The organism is Streptomyces hesseae (assembly GCF_031845785.1).
In the GTDB taxonomy this organism is placed as follows: Bacteria; Actinomycetota; Actinomycetes; order Streptomycetales; family Streptomycetaceae; genus Streptomyces; species Streptomyces hesseae.
In genome coordinates, this window is the sequence record NZ_JAVRFI010000032.1 from 16,081 (window position 1) to 30,440 (window position 14,360).

13 protein-coding genes are annotated in these 14,360 nt (G+C 70.7%); 4 read left to right on the top strand and 9 right to left on the bottom strand.

Going from position 1 to position 14,360, the window contains the following annotated elements; translation table 11 throughout:
* Window positions 1–142 precede the first annotated feature (142 nt).
* Entirely contained in the window at window positions 143–775 is a 633-nt protein-coding gene (locus tag RM609_RS31230; RefSeq protein ID WP_311615488.1) for a TetR/AcrR family transcriptional regulator, read from the bottom strand.
* Window positions 776–857: 82 nt separating this feature from the next.
* Between RM609_RS31230 and RM609_RS31235 the strand changes: the two genes are divergently transcribed.
* On the top strand, window positions 858–2,384 hold the full coding sequence (locus RM609_RS31235) for an FAD-dependent monooxygenase (protein ID WP_311615490.1): 1,527 nt from the start codon (window positions 858–860) through the stop codon (window positions 2,382–2,384).
* A gap of 12 nt (window positions 2,385–2,396) precedes the next feature.
* Here the strand turns inward: RM609_RS31235 and RM609_RS31240 are convergent, their stop codons facing one another.
* A complete protein-coding gene (locus RM609_RS31240; RefSeq protein WP_311615491.1) occupies window positions 2,397–3,032 on the bottom strand; it encodes a YceI family protein in 636 nt (211 codons plus the stop codon).
* Between the two features lie 97 nt (window positions 3,033–3,129).
* On the opposite strand from RM609_RS31240, the gene RM609_RS31245 reads away from it, so the two are divergent.
* From RM609_RS31245 to RM609_RS31255, 3 genes are all read left to right on the top strand, one after another.
* Window positions 3,130–5,679: a polysaccharide lyase 8 family protein gene (locus RM609_RS31245; RefSeq protein WP_438828581.1), complete on the top strand. Its 2,550-nt coding sequence runs from the start codon at window positions 3,130–3,132 to the stop codon at window positions 5,677–5,679.
* A gap of 198 nt (window positions 5,680–5,877) precedes the next feature.
* Window positions 5,878–7,461, top strand: a complete 1,584-nt coding sequence (locus tag RM609_RS31250) for an acyl-CoA carboxylase subunit beta (RefSeq protein WP_311615493.1) — start codon at window positions 5,878–5,880, stop codon at window positions 7,459–7,461.
* A gap of 34 nt (window positions 7,462–7,495) precedes the next feature.
* Window positions 7,496–7,693, top strand: a complete 198-nt coding sequence (locus RM609_RS31255; RefSeq protein WP_311615494.1) for an acyl-CoA carboxylase subunit epsilon — start codon at window positions 7,496–7,498, stop codon at window positions 7,691–7,693.
* Window positions 7,694–7,844: 151 nt separating this feature from the next.
* Here RM609_RS31255 and RM609_RS31260 read toward each other — a convergent pair whose 3' ends face one another.
* The 7 genes from RM609_RS31260 to RM609_RS31290 all read right to left on the bottom strand — a co-directional run bounded on the left by RM609_RS31260 (window position 7,845) and on the right by RM609_RS31290 (window position 14,360).
* Window positions 7,845–8,426: a GTP-binding protein gene (locus RM609_RS31260; protein ID WP_311615495.1), complete on the bottom strand. Its 582-nt coding sequence runs from the start codon at window positions 8,424–8,426 to the stop codon at window positions 7,845–7,847.
* Window positions 8,407–8,931: a DUF742 domain-containing protein gene (locus tag RM609_RS31265; protein ID WP_311615496.1), complete on the bottom strand. Its 525-nt coding sequence runs from the start codon at window positions 8,929–8,931 to the stop codon at window positions 8,407–8,409. Before RM609_RS31265 ends, RM609_RS31260 begins: the two co-directional genes overlap by 20 nt.
* 84 nt (window positions 8,932–9,015) lie before the next feature.
* A complete protein-coding gene (locus tag RM609_RS31270) occupies window positions 9,016–9,429 on the bottom strand; it encodes a roadblock/LC7 domain-containing protein (RefSeq protein ID WP_126918236.1) in 414 nt (137 codons plus the stop codon).
* Window positions 9,430–9,439: 10 nt separating this feature from the next.
* A complete protein-coding gene (locus tag RM609_RS31275) occupies window positions 9,440–12,544 on the bottom strand; it encodes a sensor histidine kinase (RefSeq protein WP_438828582.1) in 3,105 nt (1,034 codons plus the stop codon).
* A 329-nt stretch (window positions 12,545–12,873) separates the two neighbouring features.
* On the bottom strand, window positions 12,874–13,455 hold the full coding sequence (locus RM609_RS31280) for a GTP-binding protein (protein WP_311615498.1): 582 nt from the start codon (window positions 13,453–13,455) through the stop codon (window positions 12,874–12,876).
* A complete protein-coding gene (locus RM609_RS31285; protein WP_126916258.1) occupies window positions 13,436–13,843 on the bottom strand; it encodes a DUF742 domain-containing protein in 408 nt (135 codons plus the stop codon). The genes RM609_RS31280 and RM609_RS31285 overlap by 20 nt, the downstream gene beginning before the upstream one ends.
* A 103-nt stretch (window positions 13,844–13,946) precedes the next feature.
* Window positions 13,947–14,360, bottom strand: coding sequence for a roadblock/LC7 domain-containing protein (locus tag RM609_RS31290; protein WP_126918237.1), 414 nt, complete (start codon window positions 14,358–14,360; stop codon window positions 13,947–13,949).

A 14,360-nucleotide genomic window follows, 5' to 3' on the forward strand; every position in this document is an offset into this window, starting at 1 on the left:
CGGTGACGGTTTGTGGGCAATCGTTCCGCAGGGCTGGGGGCACCTCCCAGCGGTAGCTGGGGGAGGGTGGGCACAAACCGACCCACGGCCCGCACTGCCCCGGGGGTCCCGGGGCGCAGCCCCGGTCACGGGAAGGGGCGGGTCAGGGGAAAGAAACCCCCAGCCCCGCCCCCAACAGGTCAAAGGCCCGATCCGCATCGCCATGCGCTTCGGGCAACGCATCCGCGATCGCCCGCCCCGACGCAAGCTTCCGCCAATTCTCCTGCGCCAACCGCTGATGCACGGTGATGATCTGCGCCGCCGCGAGCCCGGCGATCAGCGCGTCGCCGCCCGTCTCCAGCAGCACCCCCGCCAGCAGCTCCTCGTCCCGCTCGGAATAGCGGACGAGGCGGGCGAGCAGGCTGGGCGTCCCGTAGAGCATGTCGTTGAACGCCCGTACCACGGCGTGGTCGTTGAGACCCGTGATGGGATCGTGGGCGTCCAGCCGCGCGTGGTAGTGCGCGCGGAGCGCGTCCAGCGGGGACTGGCCGGCTGCCCTGTCGGCGACGACGCGCGCCGCCTCGCCCTGATGGTCCGCGATCCGGTGCAGCGCCAGGTCCTCCTTGGCCGGGAAGTAGCGGAACAGCGTCGGCTTGGACACCTCCACCGCCGCCGCGACGTCCGCGACGGACACCTGGTCGAAGCCGTGCTTCAGGAACAGCTCGATGGCCGTGTCGGACAGCGCCTGGCGCGTGCGCTGCTTCTTCCGTTCCCGCAGTCCCGTCTCATCGGTCACGGGGTCACTCTAGCAGGTGACATTACTCGGAATCTTTTGTTACTCGGTTGCGTTTTCGCTCGGGTGGGTCTTTCATGGGCACATGACTTCGAAAGACGTAACGACCGACCCGCCGGCCGACCCATCGACCGACGTGCTGATCGTGGGCGCCGGCCCCACCGGCCTCACCCTCGCCTGCTCGCTCGCCCGCAGCGGCGTGGCCGTCCGCATCATCGACAAGTCCCCGGAATTCCACCGCTCTTCCCGTGGCAAGGGCCTCAACCAGCGCAGCCGCGAGCTCTTCGACGACCTCGGGGTGGGGGAGCGGGCGGCGGCGTCCGGCACCGAGCACATCGCCCTGCGCAAATACCGCGGCGGCGTCGCCGTGGCGGACCACGTCGCCTTCGAGGACCGGGTCCCCACGCCCGACACCCCCTACGCCAGCGGCCTGCTCATCCCCCAGTGGCGCACGGAGGAGATCCTGCGCGAGGGGCTCGCCGAGCACGGCGTCCAGGTCGAACTCGGCTGTGAGCTGGCCGGGTTCACCCAGGACGCGGACGGCGTCGTGGCGACGCTCGCCGACGGCCGGCGGATCGCGGCGTCCTATCTCGTGGGCTGCGACGGCGGCCACAGCCCCGTGCGCAAGGCGCTGGGTGTGGCCTTCGAGGGGGAGACCGACGCCGAGGAGAGCATGGTGGTCGGCGACGTCCGCGCCGACGGGCTCGATCCCGCCTACTGGCACCAGTGGTTCGACGAGGACGCGGCCCTTCTGCTCTGCCCCTTCCCGGGCAGCTCGCACTGGCAGTTGCAGGGCTCGCCCGAGCGCGACGCCGACGGCCGACCGCTGCCGCCGACGCTCGAATCCTTCCAGCGGCTCTTCGAGCGGTGCGCCCGGATACCGGGCGTGCGGCTGACCGACCCCACCTGGTTCTCCGTCTACCGCGTCAACGTCCGTATGGCCGACCGCTTTCGGGTCGGGAGGGCCCTCCTCGCCGGGGACGCGGCCCACGTCCACTCGATCGCCGGCGGCCTGGGGATGAACACCGGCATCCAGGACGCCTTCAACCTGGGCTGGAAACTGGCCTTCATAGTCCGCGGCCTGGCCGGCCCCGGGCTGCTGGACACCTATGAGGAGGAGCGGCTGCCGGTCGCGGCGTGGACGCTGGACCTCACGAACGAGCGGCTGCGCGCGGTCCTGGAGGGCGTCCGGGAGGCGGGTGTCGGCACCGAGGCCGTGGTCACCGACGACATCACCACGCTGGGCGTCGGCTACCGCTGGAGCTCGCTGGCGTGGGGCGGGCCCAAGGCGGGGGAGCGGGCGCCCGACGCGCCCTGCCGGGACGCCGTGACCGGCGCGGGGATACGGCTCTTCGAGGTCTTCGCCGGGCCGCGCTTCACCCTCATCGGTGTCGGGCCGACGAGCGCGAAGGCTCTCGTGGAGGCGGGGGAGAGGTATGAGGGGATGCTGACCACGTGCCACGTCGACGACCACGAGGGGCATGTGCGGCGGGCGTACGGGATCGAGGGTGACGGGCTCGTGCTCGTACGGCCCGACAATCACATAGCGCTGAGCGTGGCGGCGGACCGAGGCGCGGAGGTCATGGACCGTCTGGCGCGCCTCGGTCGCTGATCCGCACGGGGGTCAGGCCTGGGCGGCGGCGGTCTTCACCGCGGAGATGTCGAAGGTCAGCTTCACCTTGTCGCTGACCATCACACCGCCGGCCTCCAGGGCCGCGTTCCAGGTCAGGCCCCAGTCGGAGCGCAGGATCTCGGCGCTGCCCTCGAAGCCGACGCGCTCGCTGCCGTAGACGTCCGTGGCCGCGCCGTTGAACTCCAGGTCGAGGGAGAGGGGCCGGGTGACGTCCTTGATGGTGAGGTCGCCGGTGAGGCGGTAGCGGTCGCCGCCGACGCGCTCGGCGGCGGTGGAGCGGAAGGTCATCAGGGGGAACGTCCCGGCGTCGAAGAAGTCGCCGCTCAGCAGGTGGGCGTCGCGGTCCTTGATGCCGGTGTCGACGCTGTCGATCCTGACGTCGATGGCGGCGGTGGAACGGGAGGGGTCGGAACCGTCGAGGTGGAGGGTGCCCTCGTGCTGGAGGAAGGAGCCCTTGACGTTGGTGACCATCGCGTGGCGCACGGTGAAGCCGATGCTGCTGTGGGCCGGGTCGATGGTGTAGTCGCCGGTCAGCGCGGCGAGCGCCGGGTCCGCGTCGAGGACGGCGGTGGGGGTCGCGGCGATGGGGGCGGTGGCGGTGTCGCGCTTGCGGGTGAAGAGGCCCATGACTGCTCCTGGGAGTGAGATGGCGGGAAGGGGATCAACCAACATGGTTGAACGTTGAACAAGATTGACGATAGACCTATCTGGTTCAACTTTCAACATGTTGCCCGGGGGGATTTCTCGGAGGGATTTCCGGCCGGTGTCCACGGAGGCCTCATTGCCTCCCACGCGCCCCCGTGCCACCGTGTGCGCCGTGCCGTCGTCCACCCCCGCATGGACCCGCCGCGGCTTCCTCGCCGCCTCCGCCCTCGGCGCCCTCGGACTGGGCGCCGCGCTCCCCGAGGCCGCCGTCGCCGGACCCGCCCCCGCCACCGTCCCCGGCGGCGACGACTTCGCCGGGCCGCGCCGCCGCTGGCGCGAGCTGACGCTCGGCACCGGCTTCGACCCCGCCGCCGAGCCCTACGCCACCGTCCTGCGCCGCACCGGGGACCAGGCCCGCGCCCATCGCGCGAGCATGCGCCCCGCCGCCGGCTCGCTCTGGCCCGACGCCCCCTTCGACCCGCCCGCCGGGATCACCCTCAGCTACGCCCGGCTGTTCACCATGGCCCAGGCCCACGCCCAGCCCGGCACGGGCCTCACCGGGGACCCCGGTCTCGCCGCCGACGTCCTCGCCGGGCTGGACCACCTTCACGAGCGCGTCTACCACCCGGGGACCGTCCGCTACGGGAACTGGTGGGAGTGGCAGATCGGCAGCCCCCGGCTGCTGCTGGACACCGCCGCCCTCCTCCACGACGCGGTGGGCCCGGACCGGCGCGCCCGGCTGCTGGCCGCCGTCGACCACTTCGTCCCCGACTCGGCGATCGGCCCCTACACGGGCACCAGCACCGGCGCCAACCGCGTCGACCTGTGCCGGATCGTGGCCCTGCGGGGCGTCCTGGGGGAGGACGCCGCCAAGGTCGCCCGGGCCCGCGATGCCCTCTCCCCGGTCTTCCCCCACGTCCTCAAGGGGGACGGGCTCTACGCCGACGGCTCGTTCATCCAGCACACCTGGGTCGCCTACTCCGGCACCTACGGCTGTGTGCTCCTCGACGGGCTCGGCCGGCTCTTCGCCCTGCTGCGCGGCTCGCGCTGGGAGGTCACCGACCCCAACCGGCGGATCATCCACGACAGCGTGGAGAACGCCTTCGCGCCACTGATCCACGATGGACTGGTGATGGACTGCGTCTCCGGCCGCGCCATCAGCAGGGGCGTCCGCGCGGCCGACCCGGACGGGCCCGTCCAGAGCGACCACCAGCGCGGCCACGCCCTCATGGCCGCCATCGCCCTGCTCGCGACGGGCGCGAGCCCGGCCGAGCGGGAGCGATGGCACGGCATGGTCAAGGGCTGGATCGCCCGGGACACCACCAGCCCGGTGCTCACCGACCCCCAGTTCGGCGTCGCCGACCTCGCCCGACTCGCCGCGATCGCCGCCGGACCCGCCCCCACCGCGCCCGAGCCCGTGGGCCACCGGCTCTTCCCCGCCATGGACCGGGCCGTCCACCGCCGCCCCGGCTGGGCCGCCGCCATCGCCATGGCCTCCGACCGCGTCACCCACTACGAGAACGGCAACGGCGAGAACCCGCGCGGCTGGCACACCGGCGCCGGAATGCTCACCTGGTGGGCCACCGGCCACGGCGGCGGCCAGGACACCGGCGGCCGGCACACCGGCGATCAGTACACCGACGCCTTCTGGCCCACCGTCGACCCCTACCGGCTGCCCGGCACCACCGTCTCGGCCGTCCCCCTCGCCGACAACCAGGGCGGCGGCTGGGGCGCCCCCAGACCGGCGGCGCGCTGGGTCGGCGGCGTCACCGACGGGGAGTACGCGGCCGTCGGGCAGCACCTCAAAGGGCTCGGCTCCACTTTGGAGGCCCGTAAGTCCTGGTTCTGCGTGGACGACGCCGTCATCTGCCTCGGCGCCGGGATCACCGCCCGGGACGGCACCGACGTCGAGACCGTCGTCGACAACCGCAACCTCGGCACCACCGGCACCCCCGCCCTCACCGTGGACGGCGAGACCCGGCCCGCCCACGACGGCTGGACCGAGTCCTTCGACCGGGCCCACTGGGCCCACCTCGCCGGGCACGGCGGCTATGTCTTCCCCGGCGGGGCCCCGCTCACGGCCCTGCGCGAGGCCCGCACCGGAGCCTGGCGCGACATCAACGCCGACGGCTCGCCCGCCCCCCTCACCCGGCGCTACCTCACCCTCCTACGGCCCCATGGCATCGACCCCGAGGACGCCTGCCACGTCCACCTCCTGATGCCCGGCGCGGGCCCCGGCGCCCTCGCCGACCGCGCCGCCGACACCGGCTGGCTCACCGTCCTCGCCAACACCCGGGACCTCCAGGCCGTCCACGTCCCCTCCCTCGGCCTGACCGCCGCCAACTTCTGGGCCCCCGGCACCGCCGGCCCCCTCACCGCCGACGCCCCCGCCTCCGTACTTCTGCGCCACAATGGCCCCACCGCGACCCTTCACCTCGCGGGCCCGCTGCGCACCGGCGACCCCATCGAGCTCATATGGCATTACCCTGTGAGGAACGTCACATCCCATGACCCCACCGTGGAGGTGCTGGAAACGGGGCCCCTGGTGCGGCTGAGGATCCGGCCGGGCACCGCCTGCGCCCCGCACGGCTGCCGGCTGGCGCTCCGGCCCGCCCGCCGGTCCGGGTGAAGATCCCTGGTCAAGACACCCGGATGACGGTAGGGCCGGGCCATATTTGTGGGGTGTTCACAGCGTGGGACCCGTCCTCGCGCCAGGGGAGCTGATAAGACCCCTGCGGCGTTCTGTGCCGCCTGCCCACGAAAACACGCGCGACGTTGTGTGGAACCGACATGATGTTCCGGGCGGCCCGCCACGTACCGTCTTTCCATGAGCAATCTCGAAGGTGCGCCCGTAGAGGCGAGTGACGTCCGTGGGCGCGTCGCCGAGCTGCACGCCATCCGCGAGCAGGTCCGGCGAGGTCCGAGCGAGCGGGCGACCCAGGCGCAGAAGGCCAAGGGGAAGCTGACCGCCCGCGAGCGCATTGAACTCCTGCTCGACGAGGGCTCCTTCACCGAGGTGGAGCCGCTGCGGCGGCACCGCGCCACCGGGTTCGGGCTGGAGGCCAAGCGCCCGTACACCGATGGTGTGATCACCGGGTGGGGAACCGTGCACGGCCGGACGGTGTTCGTCTACGCGCACGACTTCCGGATCTTCGGCGGCGCGCTGGGCGAGGCCCACGCCACCAAGATCCACAAGATCATGGACAAGGCCATCGCGGCCGGTGCCCCGCTGGTCTCCCTGAACGACGGCGCCGGCGCCCGTATCCAGGAGGGCGTCTCCGCCCTCGCCGGCTACGGCGGCATCTTCCAGCGCAACACCAAGGCCTCCGGCGTCATCCCGCAGATAAGCGTGATGCTCGGCCCCTGCGCGGGCGGCGCCGCCTACTCCCCGGCGCTCACGGACTTCGTCTTCATGGTCCGCGACACCTCCCAGATGTTCATCACCGGTCCCGACGTCGTGCGCGCGGTCACCGGCGAGGAGATCACCCAGAACGGCCTCGGCGGCGCGGACGTCCACGCCGAGACCTCCGGCGTGGCCCACTTCGCCTACGACGACGAGGAGACCTGCCTGGAGGAGGTCCGCTACCTCCTCTCGCTGCTCCCGCAGAACAACCGCGAGAACCCGCCCCGCGTGGAGAGCGAGGACCCCGCCGACCGGCTCGGCGACGCCCTGCTGGACCTGGTCCCCGCCGACGGCAACCGCCCGTACGACATGCGCAAGGTGATCGAGGAGATCGTCGACGACGGCGAGTACCTCGAGATCCACGAGCGCTGGGCGACCAACATCATCTGCGCTCTGTCCCGGCTGGACGGCCGGGTCGTCGGCATCGTCGCCAACCAGCCGCAGTCCCTCGCGGGCGTCCTCGACATCGAGGCGTCGGAGAAGGCCGCACGGTTCATCCAGATGTGCGATGCCTTCAACATCCCGATCATCACTCTTTTGGACGTACCCGGTTTCCTTCCGGGCGTGGATCAGGAGCACGGTGGAATCATCCGGCACGGTGCGAAGCTGCTGTACGCCTACTGCAACGCCACCGTGCCCAGGATCTCGGTGATCCTGCGCAAGGCCTACGGCGGTGCGTACATCGTGATGGACTCGCAGTCGATCGGCGCGGACCTCACCTACGCCTGGCCCACGAACGAGATCGCGGTCATGGGCGCCGAGGGCGCGGCCAACGTCATCTTCCGCAAGCAGATCGCGGAGGCGGACGACCCCGAGGCCATGCGCGCCCGCATGGTCAAGGAGTACAAGGCCGAGCTCATGCACCCGTACTACGCGGCCGAGCGCGGCCTGGTCGACGACGTGATCGACCCCGTCGAGACCCGGTCGGTGCTGATCCGGTCGCTGGCGATGCTCGCGAACAAGCACGCGGACCTGCCGGCGCGCAAGCACGGCAACCCGCCCCAGTAAGCCGTCCCGTACTTCAGCAATCGGAGACATTCGCATGAACGACACGCTCGTACGCGTCGAGAAGGGCACGGCCGACGCCGAGGAACTGGCGGCCGTCACCGCCGTCCTCCTCGCCCGTGCCGCCGCCGGCAACAACGCCGCCGCCCCCGTCCGTCCCCGCCGCAGCACGGCCCCCTGGCGCCGCCTGGAGCGCAGCTCCGGCTTCAGAGCGCCGCACAGCTGGCAGGGCTGACGACGAACACGCGCAAAACGCGACGTAGGGCCCCTCACTGACCGGTGAGGGGCCCTACGCGTTCCGTGAGCGGTGCCGTGGTGCCGCAGTGCCGGGAAAGCGAAGAGGTCCCCGCACTCCCGAGGAGTGCGGGGACCTCTTCGCATCCGAACTAGCGGAGCCGCGCCATCAGCGCGTGCTCGACGAGCGTGATGAGGGCGCTCTTGGCCTCGTTGCGGTGCCGGGCGTCCGTGATGATGATCGGCGCGTCCGGACCGATCTGGAGGGCCTCGCGGACCTCCTCCGGGGTGTACGGCTGGTGCCCGTCGAAGCCGTTGAGGGCGATGACGAAGGGCAGACCGCTGTTCTCGAAGTAGTCGACCGCGGGGAAGCAGTCGGCGAGACGGCGGGTGTCGACGAGGACGACGGCGCCGATGGCACCGCGGACCAGGTCGTCCCACATGAACCAGAAGCGGTCCTGACCCGGCGTACCGAAGAGGTAGAGGATCAGGTCCTGGTCCAGGGTGATACGGCCGAAGTCCATGGCCACGGTGGTCGTGGTCTTGTCCGGCGCGTGGGTCAGGTCGTCGATCCCCGCCGAGGCGGAGGTCATCACGGCTTCGGTTCGCAGCGGGTTGATCTCCGAGACCGCGCCGACGAACGTGGTCTTGCCCACGCCGAAGCCACCCGCGACGACGATCTTCGCGGAGGTGGTGGAGCGGGCTGCCTCGCCGCTAGAGGTTCCGAAGTCCACTGAGCACCCTTTCGAGCAGTGTCACGTCAGGCTGACCGCCGGCGGACGCATCGCCGCCGGGCTGATGAATGGCGACGAGTCCGGCCTCCGCCAGGTCGGCGACGAGGATTCGGGCGACGCCGAGCGGAATGGAGAGGAGTGCCGAGATCTCGGCGACCGACTTGATCTCACGGCACAGATGGCAGATGCGCTGGTGTTCCGGCAACTGCCCCTGGAGCTGGGACGGCTGGGCCGTGGTGTGCACCAGCGCCTCGATGGCGAGCTGGTACCGCGGCCGGGTCCGCCCGCCGGTCATCGCATAGGGACGGACCAGCGGGTTGTGCTTGCCGCCCGAGGGGGACGACGACGCGCGCCGGTGTTGCTGGGGCGGAGGCGGTACGTGCGCGGCGCGCTGCTGCTCCGGCATGGCGCGGTGGCTTGGCGAGGAGGGGAAGTCGAAGCGGTTCAACGGGGGTTGAGCCTGCTGGTCACTGCCGTACGGGTAACCGCCGGGGGGCGTTGCCACGTTTCCTCCTCCAACTTGCCTGTCTGCTGCCGGTCGCGCCACCGCACCCTACGGCGCGGTGGCGCGAAACGCACTGCCTCTTGATTAGTTGAGAAGGCTTCCCTGGAGTTCGGACCGGAGTTCGGGGGTGAGCACATTGCCCGCCCGGTCCACCAGGAGGGCCATCTCGTAGCCCACGAGGCCGATGTCGCACTCCGGGTGTGCCAGCACCGCGAGCGCGGAGCCGTCGGAGACCGACATGATGAAGAGGAAGCCGCGCTCCATCTCCACCACGGTCTGGTTGACCGGGCCGCCCTCGAAGATGCGGGAGGCACCGGCGGTCAGTGAGGTCAGGCCGGAGGCGACAGCCGCCAGCTGGTCGGCGCGGTCCCGCGGAAACCCTTCGGACATCGCCAGAAGGAGTCCGTCGGCGGAGACCACGACGGTGTGGGACACCCCTGGGGTGTTGTCCACGAAACTGGTGATCAACCAGTTCAGGTTCTGCGCCGCCTGGCTCATCGGGCTCACACTAACGCTCCTGATCGTAGGTGCCGCCGGGGCCGAAGCCCTGGTCGTGTTGCTGATGCTGCTGATGCGCGGTGTCCGCCGGGTACTCCGGGGAGTCCGTGCCGCGTTCGCGTCCCTGCTGGATGCCCCGGCGCAGGTTGGCCAACCTGCCGCGGACGTCCTCCGGGGCGCGGGAGACCTGCGGGCCACTCTGCGTGGTCTGTTCCGCCTTGCCCTCGACCAGATTGGCCTTGGGGACCCGGCGGGGGAGACCGGAGGGGGTCACGCCGCCGGCCTTCGGCTCCTTGAGCTGTCCGGCACGCTGCCAGCGCTCGTCGTTGGCCGACTTCCAGTCGGAGTTGTCGCCCTCCGCGGGGCGCGGTGGGACCTCCTGCCGGTACTGCTCCGGTTCTCCGCCGTCCCTCGTGGCCTCCTCGCCCGTCCCGTCCTGCTGCCACCGCTTGTCGCGGCGCGGCAGACCGGACCCGGTCAGCGAGGGGGAGCCGCTCGAGGCGGGGCCCGGACGGTCGAACTCTACGCGCTCCGGCTGGGCCGTGTCAGCGGACGGCTGGGATTCCGGTTCCGCTGCGTAACCCTGTCCGTACTCATGCTGGTACGGACCTGGCTCGGTCCACTGCCCATGGTTATCCGGGGCGTATGTGTCGCCGTAGGTCTGCTGGTTCGGCGCCGCCGGATCCGCGTAGGCGGATTCCGGGTAGCCCGACCCGTCGAACTGCCGCGGAGCCTGGGGCTCCATGGATATCGGCTCCTGCGGCTGCGCGTGCTGCGGCTGCTGGAACGCCTCGGGCTGCTGGAACGCCTCGGGCTGCCCGAACGGGTCCGGCTGCTCGAAGCCCTGCTGCTGCGGCACCTCGTCGCGGAAGAGCGGACGGTTCTCGGCGGCCTGCCCCAGCGTCGCGCGGCGCTGGTCGCGCATCAGCGAACGGCCCACCGGGTCCATGCCCAGGGAGTCGTCGAAGCCGAGCTCGGCCGCGGTCGGGCCGTGGCCCACCGGTGCCTGCTGGACCTGCGGCTGATGCTGCTCGGGCATCATCTGGGAGACCGTGAAGTCGTCCTCGGCCTGGTCCTCGCCACCGCCACCGTGGGTGATGACGTCCGGCAGCATCACCAGCGAGGTGGTGCCCGCCTGCTCGCCCGAGGGGCGCAGCTGGACGCGGACGTCGTGGCGTGCCGCCAGGCGGCCGACCACGAACAGGCCCATGCGCTGGGCGATCGCGACGTCCACGGTCGGCGGGTTGGCCAGCCGGTGGTTGATGTCCGCGAAGTCCTCGGCGGTCAGGCCGATGCCCTTGTCGTGGATCTCGACCATCACCCGGCCGTCGGGGAGACGGGTGGCGGTGACGCGCACCTTGGTGTGCGGGGAGGAGAACGAGGTGGCGTTCTCCAGCAGCTCCGCGAGGAGGTGCACGAGGTCGGTCACGGCCCGGCCGTGGATCTCGGCCTCGGGCAGCCCGCTGAGCTCGATGCGCTCGTAGGCCTCCACCTCGGAGGTGGCGGCCCGCAGGACGTCCACCAGCGGGATGGGCTGGTCCCAGCGGCGGCCCGGCTCCTCGCCCGCGAGAATGAGGAGGTTCTCGCCGTTGCGCCGCATACGGGTGGCCAGGTGGTCCAGGCGGAAGAGGTTCTCCAGCTGGTCCGGGTCGGCCTCGTTGTTCTCCAGGTCGGTGATGAGGTCCAGCTGGCCCTCGATCAGCTTCTGGTTGCGGCGCGAGAGGTTGGTGAAGATCGCGTTGACGTTGCCCCGAAGGCCGGCCTGCTCGGCGGCGAGTCGCACGGCCTCGCGGTGGACCTGGTCGAAGGCGCGGGCGACCTCGCCGATCTCGTCACGGGTGGTGATCGGGATCGGCTCGACCCGGGTGTCGACCTGACCGGGGTCGGTCCGCGAGAGCTGGTCGACCAGCGCCGGCAGGCGCTGCTCGGCCACGTCGAAGGCGGCGGTGCGGAGCCTGCGCATGTTGCGGCTCATCGAGCGGGCCATCCGGCCGGCGACGAAGAACGCGATCAGCAGGGCGAGGACCATGACCGAGGAGTTGACGATCGCGTCCTGCGTGGCCTGGGAGGCGATGCTCTCCGCCTCGTCCACGGCCTTGTCGATCTGGTGCTCCTCGACCGTGCGGTACGCGCTGAACTTCGCGGTGGAGGCCTGGAGCCACGCGTCGGGCGTGACGCCCTTGGCCTTCAGCTGTGCCGGGGTGGCGCCGGACATGATGGCGGCGGCCATCTTGTCCTGCTCCTCCACCTGGGCCTCGGTGGTCAGCGCGGCCTGGAGACGCTTGATGTCGTCGTCGGTGCCGCCCTGCTCGTACTCGCCGCGGGCGATGTACTCGAGGAAGTTGTAGGAGGAGAAGGCCGTCTGGAGGGTCTTCTGGTTGGCGGCGTCACCGGGCTTGATCAGCAGATGGGCGCCGATGGAGCGCTGGAGCGACTCGGCGGCCTTCGCCAGGGAGACCGCGTAGACCATGCGGCCGTACGAGGTGACGTTGCCGGTGCCCAGGCCCAGCTCATTGGTGAAGGCCATGAGGGGACGCTGGATGGCGCCGTAGCCGTCCTCGGTCTTCGCGCCTTCCAGGGCAGGCGTGTACGCGGCCGAACGCAGCTTGGGCAGCGTCGGCTCGGCGTCCCGCACGGCCTTCAGACGGCGCTTGAGGCTCGGGGTGTCCGGCATCTTCTTCACGGCCGTGTCGAACTCGGCGCGCGCGTCGTCCGTCGCGGCCCGGGCCTTCTTGACGTTCGCGTCGTCGGTCTCGCCCGCGAGCAGCGGCTTGGCGCTGATGTCGCGCTCGTCGATCACGGCGTGCGCATAGGTGGCCGCCGCCCGCACCAGACGCGCGGTGTTCGCCGCGTCCGCCGCCTCGCTCCAGGTGTCGACGCGGCTCTTCACATCGAGCCCGCCGAAGACCAGGGCCACCAGGACCGGGATCAGGAGGATCGCGTTCAGGCGCACCGGCACACGCCAGTTGCGGGGCGAGAATCTGCTGCCGCTGCCCTTGGGCTCGGCGGGGGAATCGGGCATGTCGGAAGGCGGCACCGCTGTGCGCGACGGCGGGGTGAAGTTGCCCCGCGCGTCCCGCGTCTGCTGCGCGGCGCCCGTCTTTCTTCGCCTCACTCGACCAACAACCTCTCGGCGTCGGCACCTGATGCTGTGCCGTTCATCTGCTGAGCCGTGACTGCTCAGTCCGGGAATTCCAGCACGTTGGACAGGTGCAATCCAAACAACGGACAGAGCCCGTGAAGGCCGCGATTTGCCCGACATAAAACGGGCATTAAGGCCGAGCCACGCCAAATGGCGGGCGGGCCGTGCGCGGAGCGCAATCGGCCGGACGCGACGAGTGGTCGCGTCCGGCCGATTCTCTGTCGAAACGTTATGAACTCCGAAGTGCGCGCGTGGTCAATGCCACAACTTACGCACCGTCATAACCGGGTACCGGGACGGCGCTATTTCAGCCGTGCCATCAGCGCGTGCTCCACGAGCGTGATCAGAGTGCTCTTCGCCTCGTGCCGGTGACGCGCGTCGGTCGTGATGATCGGCGTGTCCGGGCCGATCTGGAGGGCCTCACGGACCTCCTCGGGACCGTAGGGCTGATGTCCCTCGAAGCCGTTGAGGGCGACGACGAAAGGCAGACCGCTGTTCTCGAAGTAGTCGACCGCGGGGAAGCAGTCGGCGAGACGGCGGGTGTCCACCAGGACGACGGCGCCGATGGCGCCGCGGACCAGGTCGTCCCACATGAACCAGAAACGGTCCTGACCCGGCGTACCGAACAGATACAGGATCAGGTCGTCATCGAGGGTGATTCGACCGAAATCCATCGCCACGGTGGTCGTGGTCTTGTCCTGGACGTGGCTCAGGTCGTCGATCCCCGCCGAGGCGGAGGTCATCACGGCTTCGGTGCGCAGCGGACTGATCTCCGAGACCGCTCCGACGAATGTGGTCTTGCCGACGCCGAAGCCGCCCGCCACCACGATCTTCGCGGACGTGGTGGAGCGGCCGACGCCTCCGCTAGAGCTTCCGAAGTCCACTGAGAACCCTTTCGAGCAGTGTCACATCCGGCGTACCGCCGGATTCCCCGCCGCCCGGCTGGTGGATCGCCACCATGCCGGCCTCCGCCAGGTCCGCCACCAGGATGCGGGCCACACCGAGCGGCATGTTCAGCAGCGCGGAGACCTCCGCGACCGACTTCACCTCACGGCACAGGTGGCAGATCCGCTGGTGCTCGGGGAGCAGCCCGCCGAGGTGCGCCGGGTCGGCCGTGGAGCTGACCAGCGCCTCGATGGCGAGCTGGTAGCGCGGCCGGGTCCGGCCTCCCGTCATGGCGTACGGGCGGATCAGCGGCTGGTCGTCTTCTTCTTCCCCGTACGGCGCGTGGTGTGAAGCACCGTACGGGCCGGGCGAGACGGGCGGGGTCATGAATCCTCCGGACGGGACAGCAGGATGGCAATGATGCCGTCGTGTGGCGGCCGGTGGGGGGTTTTCGGCCGTACGGTCGGACGGAAATCGCGGTGTGCGGTGGTCAGTTCAGCAGGCTTCCCTGGAGTTCGGACCGGAGTTCGGGGGTGAGCACATTGCCCGCCCGGTCCACCAGGAGGGCCATCTCGTAGCCCACGAGGCCGATGTCGCACTCCGGGTGTGCCAGCACCGCCAGTGCGGAGCCGTCGGAGACCGACATGATGAAGAGGAAGCCGCGCTCCATCTCCACCACGGTCTGGTTGACCGGGCCGCCCTCGAAGATGCGGGAGGCGCCGGCCGTCAGCGAGGTCAGGCCGGAGGCCACCGCCGCCAGCTGGTCGGCACGGTCGCGCGGAAACCCTTCGGACATCGCCAGAAGGAGTCCATCGGCGGAGACCACCACGGTGTGGGACACCCCCGGGGTGTTGCCCACGAAGTTGGTGATCAACCAGTTCAGATTCTGCGCCGCCTGGCTCAT